This is a genomic window from Rathayibacter sp. AY1E8, assembly GCF_002931415.1.
GTDB lineage: Bacteria > Actinomycetota > Actinomycetes > Actinomycetales > Microbacteriaceae > Rathayibacter.
Window position 1 is genome coordinate 1 of the sequence record NZ_PSVI01000015.1, and the last position, 23,059, is coordinate 23,059.

Here is a 23,059-nt window from a genome sequence, read left to right on the forward strand (position 1 = left end):
GGCGTGGTCGACGAGGTCGGCTCGTCGGTGGAGAACCTCAGCGTCGGCGACACGGTGATGGTCCCCTTCGCCATCTACTGCGGCTCCTGCTGGTTCTGCTCCCGCGGCCTCTACTCCAACTGCCACAACGTGAATCCGAACGCCACCGCGATCGGCGGCATCTACGGCTACTCGCACTCGGCGGGCGGCTACGACGGCGGGCAGGCGGAGTACGTGCGCGTCCCGTTCGCCGACGTGGGTCCGACGAGGATCCCCGAGTGGCTGCCGCACGAGGACGCCCTGATGCTCACCGACGCCTTCTCGACCGGCTACTTCGGCGCGCAGCTCGGCGACATCGTCGAGGGCGACACGGTCGTGGTGCTCGGAGCCGGACCGGTCGGCCTGGCCGCCGCGCGGTCCGCCTGGCTGATGGGCGCCGGCCGCGTCATCGTCGTCGACCAGATCGACTACCGCCTCGCCAAGGCCCGCGAGTTCGCCTTCGCGGAGACCATCGACTACACCGAGGAGGACGACCTCGTCGTCACCCTCAAGAAGACCACCGGCGGGCTCGGCGCCGACGTCGTGATCGACGCGGTCGGGGCGGAGGCCGACGGGAACCTCCTCCAGCACGTCACCGGCGCCAAGCTCACGCTGCAGGGCGGCTCGCCGATCGCGCTCAACTGGGCGATCGACGGCGTCCGCAAGGGCGGGACCGTCTCGGTGATGGGCGCCTACGGTCCGCTCGCGAGCGCCGTCAAGTTCGGCGACGCCGTCAACAAGGGCCTCACCCTGCGGATGAACCAGGCCCCCGTCACCCGGCAGTGGCCGCGCCTGTTCGAGCACATCCGGGCCGGGCACATCACGCCCAGCGACCTGATCACGCACCGCATCCCGCTCGAGCACATCGCCGAGGGGTACCACCTGTTCTCGTCCAAGCTCGACGGCTGCATCAAGACCGTCGTCGTCCCGTAGGAGGATCCCGTGCCGTACACCGCCGACCGCCCCGTCCGCGTGCCGACCGCCGAGGAGCTGCGTGCCCGCATCCCGGGCTGGGGCGCCGACCTCGATCCCGCCGACCGGCCCGCCTTCCCCCGCGAGCGCAGCGACCTCGTCTCGGGCGCGCACTGGGAGCGTCCGGAGAGGATGCGGACGCACGGCCGTCGCGAGAAGAGCATCGAGCACCTCGAGCTGCCCGCCGTCTTCGGCACGGCGCAGCCCCTCCACGGGATCTCGGGCGCGATCCGCCGCTACGCCTACGACCGGTTCAGCGAGGGGCGCCACGCGCACTGGCTGCTGCTCGTGCTGGGCGACCGGGTGGAGTCGACCGGGGCGCACCTCCGCTCGCTGCTCACGACACGGCCGGACGATCCGATCACCGAGACCGGTGTGCTGGCCGAGGCGCACGCGCACCCGATCGCCTCGCGCCGTGGCCGGTCCGACGTGCGCCACCAGATCCTCGACCCGCTGCTCGTCGGCGGTCCCTGGGTCCTCGCGGCCCTCGGCGCCGTGGCCGTCGCCCGCCGCCTCCTGCGCTGACGCCCGTTCCCCTCTCGCGAGAGGCCGCTCCGGTACGCCTCCGTCGGCGTGTCGCGGACCGGAGCGGCGTCGCGCGGAGGAGGACGGGGGTCAGCGGCTGCGGGGCGCGGCGCCCGCGGTCGGCGCGGTGCGGGTGTCGACGCTCGCCGTGAGTGCCGCGGAGTAGCCGGACGCCGGGCTGCCGGACATCGTCGCGAGCTGCAGGGCTCCGCCGTCGTCGCCGAAGACGGAGTCCGAGTCCAGGCCGACCCGGGCGAGGTTCGCGGCCGAGCCCGCATACGACTCGAGGGCGTAGACCGCGGTGCACGCCTCCTCCTGCAGGGCGACCTGCGAGGTCGCGATCGCGTTCGACGCGTCGGTGATCGAGTCCACTCCCGGGTACACCTCGAAGTGGATGTGCGGCCATCGGCCGGAGTAGCAGGCCGGGACGATCGAGGCGAAGGAGACGACGCCCGACGCGTCGGCGACCTGCACGCCGCGGAGGTACGTCTCGTCCTCGACGCCGCTGGAGTACATCGAGTAGTCCCCGTGCGCGTCGCAGTGCCAGACGTACACGGCGGCTCCGGCGAACGGCACGTCCCCGTTCGCCGCGTCGAGGATCGTCAGAGTGAGGGTCAGGGGGACCCCGTCGGCCGTCGCGCCGCCGCCGATGCTGGTCCGCAGGTCGCTGCGGACGATCCCGGAGTGCTCGAGGACGTCGACCCCGTTCGAGCCGTCGCCCGGGTAGGGGCCGGCCGTCTCGTCGGGGATCTCGCCGGCGACCGCGGTGCGGGCCCCGGCCGTGGCGGTCGCGGTGGGAGTCGAGGTGGCGGTCGCGGCGGCGGAGGGGGCGGATCCCGATGCTCCGGTGGCGCACGCCGCGAGCCCGAGGGTCGCCGCCCCCGCGCCGACCAGCGTCAGCACGCCGCGCCGCGAGAAGAGGGTGCCCACGTCGAACGGGAGGCCCTGGTCGACCACCTCCTCCTCGGGGCGGTCGAGCCGGCGGCCCTCGTAGGCCGGTCCGTCGGGCGTGCTGCGAGACTCCGGGATGCGGGTCATGGTCGTGCTCCTCGTCGGTCGTGGTGTCCGTCGCGAGCAACCCTGGCGGCCGGGGCTCTGCGCCTCCGATGACCGTCCTACGACCCTCCTATGACCGACCCGCCGACCGTCCTGCCGACCGCCCTGCAGGCCTACTCCGACGCCGCGACGCCTCTCACGGCGCTCCGAACCCGGCCGCCGCGAGCGCCGCGCGTCCGGCGTCGGAGGCGACGTACGCGACGAAGGCCGCCGCCGTGGCCGGGTCGCCCGCTCCAGTCAGCGCCGCGATCGGGTAGGTGTTCACCGCCTCCGAGGCCTCGGCGAAGGGGATGCCGGTGACCGAGCCCGCGGCCCCGCGGACGTCGGTCGCGTAGACGAGCCCGGCGTCCGCTTCGCCCGAGGACACCTTGCCGAGCACGTCGGTGACCGACGACTCCTCGCTCACGGGGGCGATGTCGACCCCGGCGGCCTGCTCGACCGCGGCGGCCGCTGCTCCGCACGGCACCTGCGGCGCGCAGACGACGGTGGCGGTCCCGGGCCGGGCGAGGTCGGCGAGCGAGGCGACCTGCGCCGGGTTGCCGGGGGGCACGGCGATCTCGAGCGTGTTCGTGGCGATGTCGACCGGGTCCCCGTCGACGAGCCCGGCCTCGGCGACGGTGGACATCGTGCGCTCGTCGGCGGAGGCGAAGACGTCGGCCGGGGCGCCGTTGACGATCTGCGTCGCGAGGTCGGAGGAGCCGGCGAAGGAGAGCTCGACCTGCGCGCCGGGCTCGGCGGCCTCGAACCCCGTGGCGAGCTCGGTGAACGCGCCCTTCAGCGAGGCGGCGGCGAAGACCGTGAGGGAGCCGCCGACCGAGGACGTCGCGCCGCCGGTGGCCGCATCGCCGGCGGGGGTCGACGGAGCGGAGCAGCCCGCGAGCAGGAGGAGCGCGGCAGCGGCCGGGACGAGGGGGAGCAGTCGACGACGCACGGGGACCTCCGGATGTGGGCTCCGCAGATGCGGCGGACAGCTGATCCTAGGACCTCAGGTGCGGAGGCGGGCTGGAAGGAGGGCCTCACGTGCGGCGGAGAGACGATCCGAGGACCGGACCGGCCGGGCGACGCACCTGCGCGGGGAAGGACCGCCCGCGCGACGCACAGAGGCGGGCGGACCGCAGCCCTCCGGCTCCGGCCCGCCCGCCGCTCGTCGCGGCCGCCTCGACGGCGGCCCTCCGCTCAGCCCTGCGGCGGCGAGTAGAACTGGAGGTCGTTGCCCTCCGAGTCCTTGAAGGGGAGGATGCGGCCCCACTCGTGGTCGCTGATCTCGCCCTCGATCGACGCGCCCCGCGCCGTGAGGCGCTCCAGCTCGTCCTCGATCGAGCCCTCGGGCTGGAACGAGATGACCGCCCCGCCCTGCTCCGCGACCGTCGCCGACTCGCGGGCGTTCAGGCCGATCATCAGCCCGCCGGCGTCCAGCTCCGACCAGTCGTCCGAGGTGTCCTTGACCTCGAGGCCGAGCGTGTCGCGGTAGAACGCGACCGCCCGCTCCATGTCCGTGACGGGGACCCAGACCGTTGCGACTCCTGATGCCATGTCGTGCTCCTTCGCTCGATGATGCCGATCCTCCGACGCTAGGTCGGGGACGCCCGGAGCGGGGGCCCTTGCGCCGACGCGCGGAGGCTGCTCTCGCGCGGCGCCTCTCCGCCGAGCTGCCGCGCTCACGCGCCCGGCAGCGGTGAGGCGCCGGCTTCCCGCTGCCCGTCAGTGCCGAGACACCGCCCCTCGCCGAGACACCGCCCCTCGCCGGCGTCTCGGCGCGCAGCGGGACGTCTCGGCCCGGCCTCCGCGCGCGAGCGCTCCCCGCCGACGTCACCGACGACGCGGCCGCCGAGGCGGGCGTCGCCTGGATCGAGGAGGCGGTGGGCCCGCTGCGCATCCTGGTCAACAACGCCGGCGTCCAGCACCGCGTGCCCCTGCTCGAGCTCGAGGTCGCCGACTGGGAGCGGGTGCTGCGCACGAACCTCACCAGCGCCTTCGTGGTCGGCCGGGCGGCGGCGAAGCGGATGATCCCGCGCGGCGCCGGGAAGATCGTCAACGTCGCCTCGGTGCAGGCCGATCTCGCGCGGCCGACGATCGCGCCCTACACCGCCTCGAAGGGCGGGATCCGCAACCTCACCCGCGCGATGACGGCGGAGTGGGCGCAGCACGGCATCCAGGTCAATGCGATCGCTCCGGGGTACATCCACACCGAGATGACGCAGGGCCTCGTCGACGACGAGGCGTTCGACAGCTGGATCCTCGGGCGCACGCCCGCCGCGCGCTGGGGCCGCGTCGAGGACCTGATCGGCCCCGCCGTCTGGCTCGCCTCCGACGGCTCGGACTACGTCAACGGGCAGGTCGTCTTCATCGACGGCGGCATGACCGTCGTCGTCTGAGCCACCCCTCGACCCACCGAACGGAACCCGCATGACCGCGCTCGTCCCCGACTCCACCACCCGCGTCGTCGTCCACGCCGCCGGCGACCTCCGCGTCGAGGAGGCGCCGCTCGCGCCGCGCGGCTCCGGCGAGGCCCTCGTCGCCGTCGCGTACGGCGGGATCTGCGGCTCCGATCTGCACTACTGGACGCACGGCGCCGCGGGCGAGTCGATCCTCCGCGAGCCGCTGACGCTCGGCCACGAGGTGGTCGGCACGGTCGTCGAGGCAGCGGCGGACGGCTCGGGACCCCCGGTCGGCGCGGCCGTCGCCGTGCACCCCGCGACCGCTCGCGGCGAGTGGCCCGACGGGCGCCCCAACCTCGCGACCGAGGGCACCTATCTGGGCAGCGCCGCGCGGATGCCGCACACCCAGGGCGCGTTCGCCCGCCACGCGGTGCTGCCGGCGCGCATGCTCCGCGAGCTGCCCGCCGGCCTCGGGCTCCGGGAGGCGGCGCTCGCGGAGCCGGCGAGCGTCGCCTGGCACGCGGTCTCGCGCGCGGGGGAGGTGGCGGGACGGCGCGCGCTGGTGATCGGCAGCGGCCCGATCGGGGCGCTGATCGTCGCCGTGCTGAAGCGGGCGGGGGCGGCCGAGATCGTCGCGGTCGACCTGGCCGAGGAGCCGCTCGCGATCGCCCGCGCGGTCGGCGCGACCCGGACGATCCGCGCGACCGACGCAGCCGCGATCGCCGAGGTCGCCGCCGACGTCGTCTTCGAGTCCTCGGGCAGCCCGCGCGGCCTCGGCTCGGCCGTCCGGGGCGCCGCCCGCGGCGGCACCGTCGTGATGGTGGGACTCCTCCCCTCGGGCGAGCAGCCGGCCCTGATCTCGCTCGCGATCACCCGGGAGCTGCGCCTGATCGGCTCCTTCCGCTTCGTCGACGAGATCGACGAGGTGCTGGCGGCGCTCGCCTACGGGAGCCTCGCGGTGGCGCCGGTGGTCACGCAGGTGGTGCCGCTGGAGCGCGCGCTCGAGGCCTTCGAGCTCGCCCGCGACGCCTCGCGCTCGAGCAAGGTGCTGCTCGACTTCACCCCGTGACGGGCGCTCGAGGCGCCTCCGGAGGGTCGGGATCGCCCGAGCGTTCGGGGTTCCCTCGGACGGCGGCGCCGCCGGAGCACTACCGTTGCACCATGGCGTCCACCGATACCCCCGATTCCGCCCCCGAAGCCGACACCGCTTCCGAGAGCGCCCCCACGCTCACCTTCTCCGACCTCGGTCTCTCCGACCCGGTCCTCAAGGCCCTCAAGGAGGTCGGCTACGAGACGCCCTCGGCCATCCAGGCCGCGACGATCCCGTCCCTCCTCTCCGGCCGCGACGTCCTCGGCGTCGCCCAGACCGGCACCGGCAAGACCGCGGCGTTCGCGCTGCCGATCCTCTCGCGCCTCGACGTCTCGCAGAAGACGCCGCAGGCCCTCGTGCTGGCCCCGACCCGCGAGCTCGCGCTGCAGGTGTGCGAGGCGTTCGAGCGCTACGCGTCCGGCCTCCGCGGCGTCCACGTCCTCCCCGTCTACGGCGGCCAGGGCTACGGCACCCAGCTCTCCGCGCTCCGCCGCGGCGTCCACGTCGTCGTCGGCACGCCCGGCCGCATCATGGACCACCTCGAGAAGGGCACCCTCGACCTCTCGCAGCTGAAGTTCCTGGTTCTCGACGAGGCCGACGAGATGCTCAAGATGGGCTTCGCGGAGGACGTCGAGACGATCCTCGCCGACACCCCCGTCGAGAAGCAGATCGCGCTGTTCTCGGCGACGATGCCCGCGCAGATCCGCCGCATCTCCGGCAAGTACCTGAAGGAGCCGGAGGAGATCACGGTCAAGAACAAGACCACGACCTCCGTCAACACCACCCAGCGCTATTTGATGGTGTCGTACCCGCAGAAGGTCGACGCCCTCACCCGCATCCTCGAGGTCGAGAACTTCGAGGGCATGATCGTGTTCGTCCGCACGAAGAGCGAGACGGAGACGCTGGCCGAGAAGCTGCGCGCCCGCGGCTACACCGCGGCGGCGATCAGCGGAGACGTGGCCCAGGCCCAGCGCGAGCGCACCGTCGAGCAGCTGAAGTCCGGCAAGCTCGACATCCTCGTCGCGACCGACGTCGCCGCCCGCGGCCTCGACGTCGAGCGCATCAGCCACGTCGTCAACTACGACATCCCGATCGACACCGAGTCGTACGTCCACCGCATCGGCCGCACCGGCCGCGCGGGGCGCAGCGGAGCGGCGATCAGCTTCGTCACGCCGCGCGAGCGCCGCCTCCTCGCCGCCATCGAGAAGGCCACCCGCCAGCCGCTGACCGAGATGCGGATGCCGAGCGTCGAGGACGTCAACGTCACCCGCCTCTCGCGCTTCGACGACGCGATCACCGCGGCGCTCGCCGACACCGAGCGCCTGCAGCGCTTCCGCGACATCATCGGCCACTACGTCGAGCACCACGACGTGGTCGAGTCGGACGTCGCCGCCGCGCTGGCCATCGTCGCGCAGGGCGAGGAGCCGCTGCTGCTCTCGCCCGACGACCCCCGCTTCGCCCGTCGCGAGCGCGAGGACCGCGACTCCCGGCCCGACCGCGGCGACCGACCCGAGCGCGGCGACCGCTTCGACCGCGGCGGCGACCGGGGCGAGCGTCCCGAGCGCCGTCAGCGCCCGGCGAACAGCAACCTCGCCTCGTACCGGATCGAGGTCGGCCGCCGCCAGCGCGTCGAGCCCCGCCAGATCGTGGGCGCGCTCGCGAACGAGGGCGGCCTCAACCGCGGCGACTTCGGGCACATCGACATCCGCCCGGACTTCTCGATCGTGGAGCTGCCGGCCGACCTGCCCCAGGACGTGCTCGACCGCCTCGCCGACACCCGCATCAGCGGGCAGCTGATCGAGCTGAAGCCGGACCGCCGTCCGAGCCGCGCCGGCGCCGACCGCGGCGCACGCCCCAGCGGCCCGAGCCGCTCGAGCGAGCGCCCGGAGCGCAAGCCGCGCTACTGACGCCTCCCGCCCCGGCGGACGGGCCTCCACGAGACGCCACTCCGGTACAGCGACCCTCGCGTGTCGCGTACCGGAGTGGCGTCTCGCGTCCGTGCGGGGGCGGCCTCAGCGGCGCAGGACGCGCCGGGCCAGCACGTTGCCGAGCAGCTGCACCAGCTGCACGATCACGATGATCACGAGCACCGCGGCCCAGGTGACGACCGGCTCGAACTGCCGGTAGCCGTACTGGATCGCGAAGTTGCCGAGCCCGCCGGCGCCGATGTATCCGGCGACCGCCGACATGTCGATCACGGCGACGAACACGAACGTGTAGCCGAGGATCAGCGGACCGAGCGCCTCCGGCAGCAGTACCGTGCGGACGATCCGGAACCGGCTCGCTCCGACCGACCGCGCCGCCTCGATCACGCCGGGCTGCACGGTCAGCAGGTTCTGCTCCACGATCCGCCCGATGCCGAAGGCGGCGCCGAGCGAGAGGGTGAAGACGATGGCGTCCGTGCCGATGCCGGAGCCGACCACCAGCCGGGCCAGCGGCTGGGCCGCGGCGATGAAGATGATGAACGGGATCGGCCGGAACACGTTCACGATCACGTTGAGCAGTCCGTAGACCATCCGGTTCGCGTAGAGGGCGCCGCCGCGGGTGAGCGCCAGGCCCAGTCCGATCAGCAGTCCGCCGAGCCCGCCGAAGAGGAGGCTCAGCGCGACGATGTAGAGCGTCTCGCCGGTCGCCTGGACGAGCTTGGGCAGGAGCGGGATCAGCTCGTTCATCGGGGCACCTCCGTGAGGGCGACGCGTCCGCCGAGGCGGGCGAGGAGGGGGTCGACGACGCCGTCCGGCGCGTCGAGGGCGACCGTGAGGTGGCCGAAGGCCCGTCCGCGGACGTCGGTGATGCCGCCGTAGACGAGCTCGAGCGGCACGCCGGCGGCCGCGACCTCGGCGAAGACGTCGCCCTGGGAGGCGGAGTCGTCCGAGAACGAGAGCGTGACCAGCCGGCCGCGGTGGCGCGTACGCAGCACGGCCGCCTCCGCGGGCGAGGGCACCGAGCGGACGACCGTGGAGACGAAGCGGCGGGTGACCGGCTCGCGCGGGGCCGAGAACACGTCGAAGACGGGCCCGCGCTCCACGATGCGGCCCGACTCCATCACCGCGACCTTGGTCGCGAGCTGCTGGACCACGTCCATCTCGTGGGTGATCACGACGATGGTGACGCCCAGCTCCTCGTTGATGCGGCGGAGGAGGGCGAGCACCTCGCCGGTGGTGTCCGGGTCGAGCGCGCTAGTGGCCTCGTCGGCCAGCAGGATGCGCGGGGAGGCGGCGAGGGCGCGGGCGATGCCGACGCGCTGCTTCTGCCCGCCCGAGAGCTGCTCCGGGTGGCTGCGCGCCTTGTCGCTCAGGCCGACGAAGCGGAGCATCTCGTCGACGCGGGCGCGCTGCTCCGTGCGCGGGACGCCCGCGACCTGCAGCGGGTAGGCGACGTTCTGCCCCACGGTCTTCGAGCCGAACAGGTTGAACTGCTGGAAGATCATCCCGATCCCCAGGCGCAGCCGGCGCAGCTCGCGCTCGGGCAGGCCCACGGTCTCGCGGCCGTCGATCTCGATGCTGCCGCTGGTCGCGGGCTCGAGGGCGTTGACGAGGCGCGCGAGCGTGCTCTTGCCGGCGCCGGAGTAGCCGATCACGCCGTAGACGTCGCCCGCGTCGATCTCGAGGCTCACGCCGTCGACGGCCGCGGTCGGGGCGGCGCCGCGCCCTGCGCCGGGGTACACCTTGCGCACGTCGGTCATGCGGATGAGCGGCACGGGGCGCCCTTTCTGTTGCGGGGGAGGCGCGGGACCGCGCCGGAGGGGAGCTCCGCGAGCGGAGGACCCGACCGGCGCGGTGCCGCGGGTGCCGGAGTCAGGAGGCGGCGGAGATGTCGGTCTCGGCGGACTCGAGCGAGGTCTCCAGCTCGGAGGCGGGGGTCTTCAGGAAGACCGCGGTGCCGCCGGACTGCTCCGAGACGCCGTCGAGCACGTCCTGGCTGTCCTGGTAGATCGAGACGAGCTTCGTGTAGGTCTCGTTCTCGGCGTCGTCGGCCCGGGCGGCGAAGATGTTCGTGTAGAGCAGGGAGGCGGGGTCGCTCGGGTCGTCCTGGGCGATCGCGTCCGAGGCCTTGAGGCCCGCGTTCTCGATGAAGTCGTTGTTGATGATCGCGGCGGCCACGTCCGGGAGCGACGTCGGGGTGAGGGAGGCCTCCAGTGCCGTGACCTCCACCTTCGAGGAGGATTCGACGTCGTCGACGTTCGAGAGCACTCCGCCGCCGTCCTTCAGCTCGACGAGCCCGGCCGACTGCAGCACCAGCAGCGCGCGCGCCTGGTTGGTCTCGTCGTTGGGGATCGCGACGGTGGAGCCGGCGGGGATGTCCGCGAGGTCGTCGTACTGCGAGGAGTAGAGGCCGAGCGGGTAGATCGCGGTCGCGCCGATCGGCACGAGGTCGGCGTCGGCCGAGGTGTTGTACTGCGCCAGGTAGGCGATGTGCTGGAACTGGTTGAGGTCGATCTCGCCCTCGGTGAGCGCCGGGTTGGGCTGGTTGTAGTCGCTGAAGTCGACGATCTCGACGTCGATCCCGGCGTCGGCGGCGGCCTTCTCGTAGGTGGCCCAGTAGGGGTCGCTCGCGCCGACCACGCCGATGCGGACGGTGTCGTCGCCGCCGCCCGCGCCGGAGCAGCCGGCGAGGAGGAGGGCGGCGGAGGCGGCGATCGCGGAGGTCGCGAGGAGTCGGGTGCGCAGGGTCATGGCTGTGGGGATCCTTCCGTGGAGAGGATCCGGGCACTCGGCGCCGACCGAGCGGTGCTGGTCACCGCCGGCGCTGCGACCGGCCTCCGGTCGCTCGGCGCCGCGACTGCGCGGATCCCGGGGATCGCCTTACGAAGGCGTTCGGACCCGCGCGGAACCCGCGCGTAACACGGCGACTCGGAGGCAGAGGAGGTGCCCGCTCACCGCCTGAGCGCGCCGTGGCGGCCGCTCAGCGCGGGATCGCGCCGTGCCGCGCGCACGAGCTCTCGAGAGCGCTGGGGCTGCTGCTCAGCGCCAGACCGCGCCGCGCCGGCCGCTCAGCTCGCGAGCGCGCCGTCCTCGCCCGCCGACGCCTCGTGCTTGGCGATCCGCTTCGCGATCGCGTCGCGCTCGGCCCGGAGCGACGCGATGGTCGGCTTGTCCAGGCGGGGGTCGGCCAGGTCGGCGAAGGGGCTCGCGGCGCCGGTGCGCGCGGACACGAGCACGGCGTACGCCTTCGTCGCGGCGCGGAGCTCGGCTCCCGCCCGTTCGACCTTCCGCGGCTTCGACTCCTTGTCCGAGACGAGTCGGGCGTGCTTGTCGAGGGCGTCTACCAGCGCGCGATGCGCGGCGTCAATCTTCTTGCTCATAGGCGCATTATGGCGCAGGATCGGCGCACGGCGCCGAACGCGTCCCGCACCAGCCCTCCGTCCCCCTCCGCGAGAGGCCGCTCGGGTACGCGACACGCAGGGGAGGCGTACCGGAGCGGCATCTCGCGGGGAGGGGACGGGCGGGTCAGCGGGCGACCGGCGTGGAGACGGACGACGCGCCGGCGCTGGTGGCCACCGCGTCGAGGACGCGCTGCACGTCGAGGGCGTCGGCGAACGTGGGCGTGACCGCCGTGCCGCCGGCGATCGCCTCGACGAGGTCGACGACCTGGTGGGTGAAGAGGTGCTCGTAGCCGATGCCGTGCCCGGTCGGCCACCAGGCCGACATGTACGGGTGCGCCGGCTCGGTGACCTGGATGCGCCGGAAGCCCTGCGCCTCCTCGGGGTCGCGGGCGTCGTAGTACTCGAGCTCGTTCATCCGCTCGAAGTCGAACGCGATCGAGCCGAGCTCGCCGTTCACCTCGATCCGGTTGGCGTTGCGGCGGCCGGTCGCGACGCGGGTCGCCTCGAAGACGCCCAGGGCGCCGCCCTCGAAGGAGGCGGTGAAGGCCGCGGCGTCGTCGACGGTCACGGCGCCGCGCGGGGCGTCGGCACCGGCACGGCCGCCGAGGCCGACCTGCTCGCTGAGCACGGGGCGCTCGGTGGTGAAGGTGCGCAGCGTCGCCGAGACCGAGGTGATGCCGCGGCCGGTCAGCCACTGAGCGGTGTCGATGCTGTGCGCGCCGATGTCGCCGAGGGCGCCCGAGCCCGCGCGCTCCTTCTGCAGGCGCCAGGTCAGCGGCGCCTCGGAGTCGGACAGCCAGTCCTGCAGGTACTGGGCGCGCACGTGGCGGATGTCGCCGAGGCGGCCCTCCTCGATGAAGCGCTTCGCGAGGGCGAGGGCCGGGGTGCGGCGGTAGCTGAAGCCGCACATCGCCACCTTCCCGGAGGCGGCGGCCGCGGCGACCATCCGCTCCGCCTCCTCGACGGAGTTGGCGAGGGGCTTCTCGCACAGCACGTGCTTGCCGGCCTCGAGGGCCGCGATGGCGATCTCGGCGTGGGTGTCGCCCGGGGTGCAGATGTCGACGAGGTCGATGTCGTCGCGGGCGATGACGGCCCGCCAGTCGGTGGAGGCCTCGCTCCAGCCCAGCCGCTCGGCGCGCTCGGCGGTCGAGTCGGGGTTGCTCCCCACGAGCACGGCGAGCTCGGGGCGGAGGGGGAGGGGGAAGAAGCGGGAGGCGGTGCGCCAGGCGTGCGAGTGGGTGCGGCCCATGAAGGCGGTCCCCACCATCGCGACGCGCAGGGCTCGGTCGTTCGACATCGTCGTCCTTTCGTCGGCCGTACGACCCTGCCACGGGTCGGGGCGCGGGCGCTACCGCGCTCGGCGAGGCCGCCTCCGGGGCGACGCGCCCGGGCTGCACGGACGTGAGCGCGTTCATAGAGTTCGGAGAGCGCTCTATCACGGACGGAATGTCTCAACCGCCGCCGTCAGATGTCGCGTAATCCCGCGGATCCCAGCCCTGACGCGGTAGCAGGAAGCCCTCGGGGCGACTGGGCGATCACCCGAACCGCCTTCGAATCGGTTCAGAACTTTTGCTTGACCCGCGACGTAAGTGGAAGTAGCTTCATCCGCATGGTCACCGCAGACCCCCGCAGCACTGCTGCACAGCCTCTTCCCCGCACCTCCGACGAGTCTCAGCAGCTGCTTCTGCAGATGCGCGGCATCGTGAAGGTCTTCCCCGGCGCCCGTGCTCTCGACGGCGTCGACCTCGATGTCCGACCCGGTGAGGTGCACTGCCTCCTCGGCCAGAACGGCGCCGGCAAGTCCACCCTCATCAAGACCCTCGCCGGGGCCCACCAGCCCACCGAGGGCGAGATCCTCGTCGACGGGAACGTCGTCACGATCCCGTCCCCGACGGCGGCCCTCGCCCTGGGCATCGCGACGATGTACCAGGAGCTCGACGTCGTCGACGGCCTCTCCGTCGCCGAGAACATCTTCCTCGGCCACGAGCTCTCCCGCGGTGGCTTCACCGCCCGGGCGAAGGCCACGAGGATCACCCGCGAGCTGATGGAGCGCCTCGGCCACTCCGAGATCTCGCCGAACCGCGAGGTCGGCACGCTCTCCGCCGCCGGCAAGCAGATCGTGCAGATGGCCCGCGCCCTCTCGCACGACGCGCGGGTCATCATCATGGACGAGCCCTCCGCGGTGCTCGACTCCGAGGAGGTGGAGAACCTCTTCCACGTGGTGCGCCAGCTCACCGCCTCCGGCGTCGCCATCGTCTACATCTCGCACCGCCTCGACGAGATCCGCGCCATCGGCGACCGGATCACCGTGATCAAGGACGGCGCCACCGTCGCGCAGAACCTCGCGGTCGCCGACACCCCCACCTCGCAGCTCATCACCCTGATGACCGGCCGCGCCGTCGAGTACGTGTTCCCGGACCGCCAGGAGCTCGACGTCGAGGCCGAGACGCTGCTGAAGGTCGAGAAGCTGGGCCTGCAGGGCTCCTTCTCGGACGTCTCCCTCGAGATCCGCGCCGGCGAGGTCGTCGGCCTCGCGGGGCTGGTCGGCTCCGGCCGCTCCGAGATCCTCGAGACCATCTACGGGGCGCGCCGCGCCAGCACCGGGACGGTCAGCGTGGCGGGCAAGCGCCTGCGCGCCGGATCCGTCACCTCGGCGGTCGACGCCGGCATCGGCCTCTGCCCGGAGGAGCGCAAGAGCCAGGGCCTGCTCCTGGACGAGCCGGTCTACCGCAACATCACCCTCTCGACCTTCGACCGCTTCGCCAAGCGCGGCTTCCTCGACGAGCGCTCCGAGCGCGCGGCGGCGGCCGAGCAGGCGGTCTCCCTCGACCTGCGGCCCTCCGGGGTCGACCGCGACGCCCGCACCCTCTCCGGAGGCAACCAGCAGAAGGCGCTCCTCGCCCGCTGGCTCGTGCGCGGCTGCCGCGTCCTGCTGCTCGACGAGCCGACCCGCGGGGTCGACGTCGGCGCACGGGCCGAGATCTACACCCTGATCAGGGACCTCGCGACCAACGGCGCCGCCGTGCTCGTGGTCTCCAGCGAGATCGGCGAGGTCCTCGGACTCTCCGACCGAGTGCTCGTGATCTCCGACGGCGCCGTGGTCCACGAGGGCCCGGCCGATTCGATCGACGAGCACCGCGTGCTCGATCTCGTCATGGAAGGAAGTGCAGCGTGAGCGGACAGCTCGACACCGCGTCGCCGTCGATCGGCGGTCCGCAGGAGGACGCCGCCCGTCACGCGTCGGCCGCGACGGGAGGCTCCTCCGGGGGCGTGCCCTCGAAGGACTCCCGCTCCGGGATGGCCCGCCTCATGCAGGGCTCCCTCGGCCGCAACGTCGGGCTGCTGCTCGCGCTGGTGATCCTCTGCATCGTCGGATTCGCGACCGCGGGGGAGCGCTTCGCCAGCGTCGACAACGTGCTCACGATCCTCCGCCTCGCCGCCGTCATCGGCGTGCTGAGCATCGGCATGACCTTCGTCATCACGTCCGGCGGCATCGACCTCTCGGTCGGCTCCGTGATGGGGCTCGCGACGGTCTGGGCGAGCACGGTCTCGACCCAGTACTACGCGGCGAACACCTCCTGGCTGGTGATCGTGCTCACCGCGGTCGTCGTCGGCCTCGTCTGCGGCCTCATCAACGGCGCGCTGATCGCCTACGGCCGGGTCGTCGCCTTCATGGCGACCCTGGCGATGCTCGTCGCCGCCCGCGGCTTCGCCGAGCTGATCTCGAACCGCCAGACGCAGGTCGTCACGGTCACGCCGTTCCTCGACTTCTTCCGCGCCGACGTGCTCGGCATCCCGGTGCTCGTGCTGATCTTCGTGGTCGTCGCCGTCGCCGGCTGGATCCTGCTCAACCGCACCACCTTCGGCCGCCGCACCATCGCGGTCGGCGGCAACCCGGAGGCGGCCCGCCTCGCCGGCATCAAGGTCCGCCGCCACACCATGTACGTCTACGGCCTCGCCGGGCTCACCGCCGGCATCGCCGCCGTCATGATGCTCGCCCGCACCACCGCCGGCAGCTCGACCAACGGCCTCCTCTACGAGCTCGACGCCATCGCGGCGGTCGTCGTCGGAGGCACGCTGCTGGCCGGCGGCCGCGGCACCATCGTCGGCACCGTGTTCGGCGTCCTCATCTTCACGACCCTGACCAACGTGTTCACGCAGAACAACATGTCGACCTCGACTCAGGCCGTCGCGAAGGGCGCGATCATCGTCGCCGCCGTCCTGCTGCAGCAGCGGTTCGCCGCCCGCGGCAGGAAGTCCTGACCCCGGGGCTCCGGCCCCGCTCCTCCACACACAGCAACCCACCCGACCACTCAGGTCACCTCTCCGCAGGACACGTGTGCCCTCGGACCCCTCGGATCGATCGAAGGAGATCACTTCCATGCCCGCACGCCCCTTCACCCGCAGCCGCCTCTCCCGCACCGCCCGACTCGGCTCGGCCGGCGTCGCCTTCGGCGCCGTCGCGCTGATGCTCACCGGCTGCATCTCGAACGCCCCGGTCGAGACCGGCAACGCCGCCTCCGGCGGGACCGCCGCCGCCGTGGCCGCCTCGGACAACGACGCCTCCGGCGACAACGTCGTCATCGGCTTCACCGCTCCCGCCGCCGACCACGGCTGGATGGGCGCGGTCAGCCGCGCCGCCATCGCCGAGGCCGAGAAGTACGACGACGTGGAGCTCCGCACCGCGGAGGGCACCAACGACGTCAACCTCCAGATCAGCCAGGTCGAGACCTTCATCAACGACGGCGTCGACGCGATCGTGCTCCTGCCGATCGACGGAGCGGCGCTCACGCAGGTCGCCACCCAGGCGATGGAGGCGGGCATCACCGTCATCAACGTGGACCGCGAGTTCTCCAGCCCCTTCGCCGCCCGGTCGACCATCCTCGGCGACAACTACGGCATGGGCGTCAGCGCCGGCACCTACATCTGCGAGGAGCTCGGCGACAACCCCGACGCCGTCGTCGCCGAGATCGCCGGCATCGACTCCCTCCCGCTGACCCAGGAGCGCAGCCAGGGCTTCTCGGACGCGCTCGAGGGCTGCGGACTCGACGTGGACAACCGCGTCGCCGCCGACTTCACCGTCCAGGGCGGAGAGCAGGCCGCGGCCAACCTCCTCCAGGCCGCGCCGAAGATCGACGCCATCTGGAACCACGACGACGACCAGGGCGTCGGCGTCCTCGCGGCGATCGACACCGCCGGACGCGACGAGTTCCTCTTCGTCGGCGGCGCCGGCTCGGCCAACGTGATGCGCGCGATCGAGGCCGACGACTCCGTCGTCAAGGCCACGGTCGTCTACCCCTCGACCCAGGCCGCGGACGGCATCAAGCTCGCCCGCCTCGTCGAGCAGAACAAGTCGATGGCCGACACCAGCTCGCTCGGCGTCCCGCGCCAGATCCAGCTCTTCGCGCCGGTCGTCACCAAGGACAACGTCTCCGAGTACCTGCCCTCGGCCTTCGAGTCCTGATCGGCCCCACCAGCCCGGGTCGGCGCGGGAACCATCCCGCGCCGGCCCCCACCTCGGCGCCGCCCCGGGATCACTGACGACCCGCAGCGCAGCGCCACCGGCATCCGCGAGAGGAGGAGGAGTGCAAGACACCGGCCCCAGGGCCGGACAGGAGGAGACCGGATCCGCTCAGTCGTGCGGACAGCGACGGACCCGGCCTCTGCGATGAACACCTCATTGAAGGAATCACATCACGCATGAATGGTAAGCGATCCTCGAGAAGAAGCATCAGGCGTCTTCTCGCACTCGGCATCGCCGGGATGGTGACGGTCTCCGGACTCACCGCCCTCGGCCTGCCCGCCTCGGCCCACGACGGAGTGGACCACGGTTCCGAGGGCGGAGCATCCGCTCTCGACTGGAGCAACTACGAGAAGGTCCTGCTGACGAAGAACGTCGGCGAGCCCCTCGACCTGGCCGTCCTCCCGGACAAGTCGGTCCTCCACACCGCTCGGAACGGCGAGATCCGCCACACCGACCCCAAGACCGGCACCACCCGTGTCGTCAACACGATCCCCGTGTACCAGAACTCGGAGGACGGGCTGCAGTCCGTCGGCATCGACCCCGACTTCGCCGAGAACAAGTGGGTCTACCTCGTCTACGCGCCCCCCGGGAACACCCCGACCGGTGCGGCTCCGAACATGCTGCCCGAGGGCGCGACCGACAGCTACTGGGACCAGTGGAAGGGCATCAACCGCCTCTCCCGGTTCAAGTGGACCGGCTCGGGCCTCGATCTCGCGAGCGAGCAGAAGATCATCGACATCGAGACCCAGCGCGGGCAGTGCTGCCACGTGGGTGCCGACTTCGACTGGGACGCCGACGGCAACCTGTACCTCTCCACCGGCGACAACACGCCGGCGAGCGCTCCGGGTGCCGCGGGCTTCGCGCCGAACAACGACGCGCCCCGCATGAACCCGGGCTTCGACTCGCGTCGCGGCGCCGGCAACACGAACGACCTCCGCGGCAAGATCCTCCGGATCACCGTGCAGGAGGACGGCTCGTACACGATCCCCGACGGCAACCTCTTCCCGGTGGGAACCGAGAAGACCCGCCCCGAGATCTTCGTGATGGGCGTCCGCAACCCGTTCAAGATCGACGTCGACGCCGAGACGAACACCCTCTCCTGGGGCGACTACGGCCCCGACGCCACGAAGGCCGCTGCGGCCGACGGCGTCCGCGGCCCGATGGGCCTCGTCGAGTGGAACGCGACCGGACTGGACGAGCCGCACAACTCCGGCTGGCCCTACGTCCACGGACCGAACGCGCCGTACAACGAGTGGAACTTCGAGACGTCGACGCCCCGCGGCTTCTTCGACCCGGAGAACCTGAAGAACAACTCGCGCTGGAACACCGGCCTCGTCGACATCCCGGACGCCAAGGCGGCGACCCTGTACTACGGCGACAACCCCGGCGACCAGCCGTTCGACGAGCTCGTCAACTTCGGCACCAGCACCGGCCAGGGCCCCATGGGCGGACCGGTGTACCACTTCGACGCGGACAACACCTCGACGTCGAAGTTCCCGGAGTACTGGGACAAGAAGACCTTCTTCGGCGAGTTCTCGCAGGACTACATCGCGGCGTTCACGCTCGATGAGGACCGCGCGGTCACGCACATCGAGGACTTCCTCCCCAACGCGGCGCTCAGCCAGGCCGCGCAGCCGATCCACGACAACCCGATGGACATGGAGTTCGGCCCCGACGGGTCGATGTACGTGATCGAGTACGGCGACGGATTCTTCCGCGCCAACCCCGACGCGGGCCTGTACCGGATCGACTACGCCGAGGGCAACAAGGCGCCGCAGGCCCGCTTCACCGCGACCCCCCTGTCCGCCTCGCAGACCCCGCTCGAGGTCACGTTCGACGCCAAGGGATCGACCGACCCCGAGGGCGACGCGCTCACCTACGACTGGGACTTCGACGGCGACGGCACCTTCGACGCCACCGGAGTGACCGTCAAGAAGACCTACACCGAGCTCGGACAGTTCACGGCCCGTCTGCGCGTCACCGACGCCAAGGGCAAGTTCAGCCTGACCTCGCGGGTCATCTCGGTCGGCAACCAGGCGCCGCAGATCCAGATCCAGACGCCCGGCAACGGCTCGTTCTTCAGCTGGGGCGACGCGATCCCCTACCAGGTGACCGGCAAGGACGCTGAGGACGGCGACCAGATCGTCAGCAGCCGCGTGGGCTGGACCTACGGCCTCGGCCACGACGAGCACGCCCACCCCGAGGTCACCGGCACCGGTGCCAAGGGAGCGTTCCCGACGTCCAAGGACTCGCCCGAGCACGGCCCCGGCGCGCTGCTGTACGGCACCGTCGTCGTGACCTACACGGACGGCGGCTTCAACGGCCTGCCCCCGGCTGCGGCCGAGGCGACGCTGCGGCTGAACCCGAAGACGCAGGAGGCGGAGCACGCCGCCCGTGAGGGCGTCCTGCCCTACGCGGACACCACCGCCAGCGGCGGCAACGCCGTCAGCGGACTCGGTGCGGGATCCTTCCTGCGCTGGGACCCGGTGAACTTCGCCAACCTGACCGGCGTCGTGGTCCGCGCCACCGGTGAGGGCACCGTCGACCTCCGCTGGAACGCTGCCGACGCAGCGCCCTTCGGAACGGCGACCATCCCCGCGGGAGCCGGCTGGAAGGACGTCCTCGTCCCCTTCGGCACCAACGTCCCCCGCGGCACCGGCTCGCTCTACGTGACCTCGCCCAGCGGCCTGTCGCTCGACTCCCTCACCTTCCAGGGTGTCGGCGCCGGTGACAAGACGGCTCCGACCGTCGCGGCGACCCTCGACCCGGCAGCGCCTGCGGGCGTCGGCGGCGTCTACAACAAGCCCGTGACCCTCGGCCTCACCGCCACGGACAACGGAGCGCTCTCCACCGTCCAGTACTCCGCCGACAACGGCACGACGTGGACCACGGTCCGCGCCGTCAACGGCGCGTACACGGTCCCGTTCACCACGAACGGCGCCCGGACGATCCAGTACCGCGCCACCGACACCGGCGGCAACGTCTCGGCGGTCGGCACGGTGAAGTTCACGATCGACCTGGCCGCGGCGAACGCCCCGACCGCCGCGTCGACCACCACCGTGGCGCTCTCGGCTCCCCGCGTGACCTTCGGGGCACCGGGCGAGGCGACCGTCACGGTCACCGGTCAGGGTGGGAACCCCGGCGGAGAGGTCGTCCTCTACGAGGGCGCCACCGAGCTGGGCCGCGCGACGCTGAAGGACGGCAAGGCGACCTTCGCCCTGCCGAAGACCCTCGGCGCCGGCACCCACACCCTCCGTGCGGCGTACGGCTCGGACGCCACCTTCAAGGCCTCGGAGGGCACCGCCCGCCTGATCGTCTCGAAGGCCGCCTCGGAGCTCACCGCGACCGTCTCGCCCAACCCGATCAAGCCGGGCGCCAGCGCGCAGGTCACGGTCGACGCGAAGTCCTCGACGGGTGTCGCCGGCACCGGTCAGGTGAGCGTGATGGTGAAGAGGAACCTCTCCACCGTCGCGATGCTCACCGGGACCCTCGACGAGAACGGGCACGTCGTGGTGACGCTCCCGAAGCTCGCGGCGGGCAGCTACAAGCTGACCGTCACCCACACCGCCACGGCGGACACCAACGCCGCGTCGGCGCTGCTGAACCTCACCGTCCAGCAGTAGCCCCCGCGCAGGGGCCGGCCGGCTCGACCGGGCCGGCCGGCCCCCCACCCCCTGCACCATCTGCCATTTCGAAGGAGAAATGATGCACCACCACCACGCATCCATCACGGCCAAGCCGATGAGCCGGCGCTCGCTGATGACGGCCCTGGCCGCATCGACCGTCGCGGTCGGCGTCGGAGCGGGAGCCCTCGCGGCACCCGCCACGGCCGCCCCCGCGCCCTCGTCCGGATCCACGCGCCTGGTCCCGATCAACCGCATCGGCATCCAGCTCTACAGCGTCCGCGACAAGGTCTCGTCGCTCGGCTTCCGGGCCGTCTTCGAGGAGCTCGGCCGCATCGGCTACAGCGAGATCGAGTTCGCCGGGTACACCCAGGGCAACGTCGGGGCGATCACGCCGCAGCAGATCCGCCAGCTGCTCGACGACAACGGCCTCCGCGCCGTCGGCTCGCACGTCGGCACCAACCTCCTCCGCTCGGAGCTGGGCAAGCAGATCGAGATCGCGCAGATCCTCGGCACGCCGCACCTCGGCACCGGCAACGCGCCCACCAACGTCAACACCAAGGCGGGCTACCTCGCCGCGGCGGAGGAGTGGAACAAGTGGGGCCAGCAGGTCTCGGCCGCGGGCATGAAGCTCTACCAGCACAACCACGCCGGTGAGTTCGGGTTCGCCACGGACGACCCCAAGACCCGCCTGTACGACCTCTTCTACGACAACACCGACCCGCGTCACGTGTACCTCGAGATGGACGTCTACTGGGCGTACGTCGGCAAGAAGCTCTACCCGGGCTTCGAGCCGCTCGACTACATCAAGCGCAACCCGCGCCGCTACCCGATCCTGCACCTCAAGGACGGCAAGACGAACAACGCCAACACCAACGGCTACGACATCGTCGAGTTCGGCGCGGGCAACCTGCCCTACCAGGCGTTCCTCTCGGAGCTGCGCGACCGCGGCCAGCGCTTCGGCGTCTGGGAGCAGGACACCGCTCCCACGCTGGCGACGCCGCCGAGCACGGGGAACTCCCTCGAGGCCGCTTCCCGCAGCTACTCCGCGATCGCTGCGCTCCGTGGCTGAGCGCACCTCGCGCCGCGCGCGCCGCACCGACAGCACCACCACCAGCACGACGCGCACGAGCGCACCGAGGAGAACCCCCATGAAGTGGAAGACGCCCACGGCGGTCCTCGCGGCCGCCTCCCTCGCGATGGTCGCCGCACCGTCCGCCTTCGCGGCGACGACGGACTGCACCACCGAGCTCGGGAACCAGACGATCACCGGAGATCTCAACGTCGGCGCGGGCCAGACCTGCGTGCTCGGCAACGTGACCGTCACCGGCAACGTCATCGTCGGCGACGACGCCTGGCTGGACGCCACCTCGGCGACCATCGGCGGCGACGTGATCGGCACCGACGCGTACGGCATCTCGATCGACGGCACCAGCGTCGGCGGAGACGTCGTGTCGTTCTCGGACGGCAGCCGCAACGGCTTCCTCTACCTGCGCGACCTCACGGTCGGCGGCATGGTCGAGGCCGGCGGGATCGACGTCGAGTTCAGCGACCTCTCGGTCGACGGCTCGGTCAGCACCGACGCGGCGAACTACGTCGACGTCGACCGCACCAGCGTCGGCGGCGACGCCACCTTCGCCGGCAGCGACTTCGGCGTGAACGTGCAGGGCGCCATCGTCGGCGGCTCGCTCGCCGTCACCGGCTCCTCGCGCGGCGTCCTCCTGGGCGCGAACGAGGACGGCACGGCCTCGGCCCTCGGCAACACGGTGGGCGGGAACCTCACGCTCTCGGGCAACTCCGGCAACGTCCAGCTCGCGGGCTCGACGGTCGGCGGGCGCATCGCGCTCGCCGACAACGCGCCGGCGGTCAACTTCGGCGCGGGCAACACCGCCGCCGGAGTCGACGGCACCTTCACGGGAACGGCGGCGGGCGCTGCGGCGGCCGGCGACCAGGCCGTGGCCGTCATCGTCCCCGAGGCCAACAAGGGCGAGCTGACCTGGACGCTCGAGGGCACCAGCAACCTGGTGAACCTCGGCGTCGCCGAGGAGCAGGGCGACCACTTCGCCGCCTCCGGTGAGCTCGTGCCGGTCCGCGTGACCGACACCCGCCTCAACGGCCCGGCCTGGTCGGTCACCGGCCAGCTGAGCGACTTCCGCTCCGGCGAGAAGACGTTCTCGGGCAAGCACCTCGGCTGGACCCCCGAGGTCCTGGAGAACACGGGCGGTGCCGTCGCCGGCGCAGCCGTCCCCTCCGGGTTCGACTCGGGCAACGGCCTCGCCACGCCCCGCGTCCTCGGCTCCGCCGCGGCGCAGCACCCGACCGGATCCTCGGTCCTGGGCGCCGACCTCGACCTGAAGCTCCCGCTCTCGGTCGGAACCGGCACCTACACCGCGACGCTGACGCTCACCGCGCTCGGCTAGCACCGGTGGGGCGGCCTCCGGGCCGCCCCACCCTCCCCCCGTCTCCCCGCGAGACGCCACTCCGGTCCGCCCCGCTCGGCGTGCCGCGTACCGGAGCGGCGTCCCGCGGGGAGGCATCCCCCCTTGC

19 protein-coding genes are annotated in these 23,059 nt (G+C 72.2%); 11 read left to right on the top strand and 8 right to left on the bottom strand.

The features are described 5' to 3' along the window. On the top strand, positions 1 to 951 hold a 951-nt coding region (locus tag C5C74_RS06255), incomplete at its 5' end, for a zinc-binding dehydrogenase (protein WP_104351170.1). Positions 952 to 960: 9 nt separating this feature from the next. Continuing rightward, entirely contained in the window at positions 961 to 1,515 is a 555-nt protein-coding gene (locus tag C5C74_RS06260; protein WP_104260653.1) for a hypothetical protein, read from the top strand. Between the two features lie 90 nt (positions 1,516 to 1,605). Here C5C74_RS06260 and C5C74_RS06265 read toward each other — a convergent pair whose 3' ends face one another. The 3 genes from C5C74_RS06265 to C5C74_RS06275 form a co-directional block, all read right to left on the bottom strand. Then, the gene (locus tag C5C74_RS06265) at positions 1,606 to 2,553 is read right to left on the bottom strand and encodes an intradiol ring-cleavage dioxygenase (protein WP_104351171.1); all 948 of its coding nucleotides are present in this window, start codon (positions 2,551 to 2,553) and stop codon (positions 1,606 to 1,608) included. A 154-nt stretch (positions 2,554 to 2,707) separates the two neighbouring features. After that, positions 2,708 to 3,502, bottom strand: coding sequence for a molybdate ABC transporter substrate-binding protein (gene modA, locus C5C74_RS06270; protein WP_104351172.1), 795 nt, complete (start codon positions 3,500 to 3,502; stop codon positions 2,708 to 2,710). 245 nt (positions 3,503 to 3,747) lie between these two features. Continuing rightward, entirely contained in the window at positions 3,748 to 4,104 is a 357-nt protein-coding gene (locus C5C74_RS06275; protein ID WP_104233520.1) for a VOC family protein, read from the bottom strand. Positions 4,105 to 4,265: 161 nt separating this feature from the next. Here C5C74_RS06275 and C5C74_RS06280 point away from each other — a divergent pair, with 161 nt between their 5' ends. The 3 genes from C5C74_RS06280 to C5C74_RS06290 all read left to right on the top strand — a co-directional run bounded on the left by C5C74_RS06280 (position 4,266) and on the right by C5C74_RS06290 (position 7,946). Further along, on the top strand, positions 4,266 to 4,946 hold the full coding sequence (locus C5C74_RS06280; RefSeq protein ID WP_104351173.1) for an SDR family oxidoreductase: 681 nt from the start codon (positions 4,266 to 4,268) through the stop codon (positions 4,944 to 4,946). A 31-nt stretch (positions 4,947 to 4,977) separates the two neighbouring features. Next, positions 4,978 to 6,018 (top strand): L-idonate 5-dehydrogenase, encoded by a 1,041-nt coding sequence (locus C5C74_RS06285; protein WP_104351174.1) that lies wholly within the window; start codon positions 4,978 to 4,980, stop codon positions 6,016 to 6,018. Between the two features lie 92 nt (positions 6,019 to 6,110). Beyond that, a complete protein-coding gene (locus tag C5C74_RS06290) occupies positions 6,111 to 7,946 on the top strand; it encodes a DEAD/DEAH box helicase (RefSeq protein WP_104237941.1) in 1,836 nt (611 codons plus the stop codon). Between the two features lie 105 nt (positions 7,947 to 8,051). On the opposite strand, the gene C5C74_RS06295 is transcribed toward C5C74_RS06290, so the two are convergent. The 5 genes from C5C74_RS06295 to C5C74_RS06315 all read right to left on the bottom strand — a co-directional run bounded on the left by C5C74_RS06295 (position 8,052) and on the right by C5C74_RS06315 (position 12,662). Further along, positions 8,052 to 8,711, bottom strand: coding sequence for a methionine ABC transporter permease (locus C5C74_RS06295; protein ID WP_104351175.1), 660 nt, complete (start codon positions 8,709 to 8,711; stop codon positions 8,052 to 8,054). After that, positions 8,708 to 9,739 carry a methionine ABC transporter ATP-binding protein gene (locus tag C5C74_RS06300; protein WP_258064106.1) on the bottom strand — a complete coding sequence of 344 codons (1,032 nt, stop codon included), beginning with the start codon at positions 9,737 to 9,739 and terminating at the stop codon, positions 8,708 to 8,710. The genes C5C74_RS06295 and C5C74_RS06300 overlap by 4 nt, the downstream gene beginning before the upstream one ends. Positions 9,740 to 9,836: 97 nt before the next feature. Next, positions 9,837 to 10,715 carry a MetQ/NlpA family ABC transporter substrate-binding protein gene (locus C5C74_RS06305; RefSeq protein ID WP_104351176.1) on the bottom strand — a complete coding sequence of 293 codons (879 nt, stop codon included), beginning with the start codon at positions 10,713 to 10,715 and terminating at the stop codon, positions 9,837 to 9,839. Positions 10,716 to 11,032: 317 nt separating this feature from the next. After that, positions 11,033 to 11,344: a hypothetical protein gene (locus C5C74_RS06310; protein WP_104351177.1), complete on the bottom strand. Its 312-nt coding sequence runs from the start codon at positions 11,342 to 11,344 to the stop codon at positions 11,033 to 11,035. 145 nt (positions 11,345 to 11,489) lie between these two features. After that, positions 11,490 to 12,662: a Gfo/Idh/MocA family protein gene (locus C5C74_RS06315; protein WP_104233530.1), complete on the bottom strand. Its 1,173-nt coding sequence runs from the start codon at positions 12,660 to 12,662 to the stop codon at positions 11,490 to 11,492. 393 nt (positions 12,663 to 13,055) lie between these two features. On the opposite strand from C5C74_RS06315, the gene C5C74_RS06320 reads away from it, so the two are divergent. The 6 genes from C5C74_RS06320 (at position 13,056) to C5C74_RS06345 (ending at position 22,932) form a co-directional block, all read left to right on the top strand. Then, complete coding sequence (locus C5C74_RS06320; RefSeq protein ID WP_219812904.1) at positions 13,056 to 14,540, top strand: sugar ABC transporter ATP-binding protein; 1,485 nt, start codon at positions 13,056 to 13,058, stop codon at positions 14,538 to 14,540. Between the two features lie 122 nt (positions 14,541 to 14,662). Then, positions 14,663 to 15,628 carry an ABC transporter permease gene (locus tag C5C74_RS06325; RefSeq protein ID WP_104222491.1) on the top strand — a complete coding sequence of 322 codons (966 nt, stop codon included), beginning with the start codon at positions 14,663 to 14,665 and terminating at the stop codon, positions 15,626 to 15,628. Between the two features lie 118 nt (positions 15,629 to 15,746). Then, on the top strand, positions 15,747 to 16,829 hold the full coding sequence (locus C5C74_RS06330; RefSeq protein WP_104222461.1) for a substrate-binding domain-containing protein: 1,083 nt from the start codon (positions 15,747 to 15,749) through the stop codon (positions 16,827 to 16,829). Between the two features lie 236 nt (positions 16,830 to 17,065). Continuing rightward, positions 17,066 to 20,512, top strand: a complete 3,447-nt coding sequence (locus C5C74_RS06335; protein ID WP_181134657.1) for a PQQ-dependent sugar dehydrogenase — start codon at positions 17,066 to 17,068, stop codon at positions 20,510 to 20,512. Positions 20,513 to 20,594: 82 nt separating this feature from the next. Continuing rightward, entirely contained in the window at positions 20,595 to 21,584 is a 990-nt protein-coding gene (locus C5C74_RS06340; protein ID WP_219813126.1) for a sugar phosphate isomerase/epimerase, read from the top strand. Positions 21,585 to 21,663: 79 nt separating this feature from the next. Continuing rightward, entirely contained in the window at positions 21,664 to 22,932 is a 1,269-nt protein-coding gene (locus tag C5C74_RS06345; protein ID WP_104351178.1) for a hypothetical protein, read from the top strand. The last annotated feature ends 127 nt before the right edge of the window (positions 22,933 to 23,059 follow it).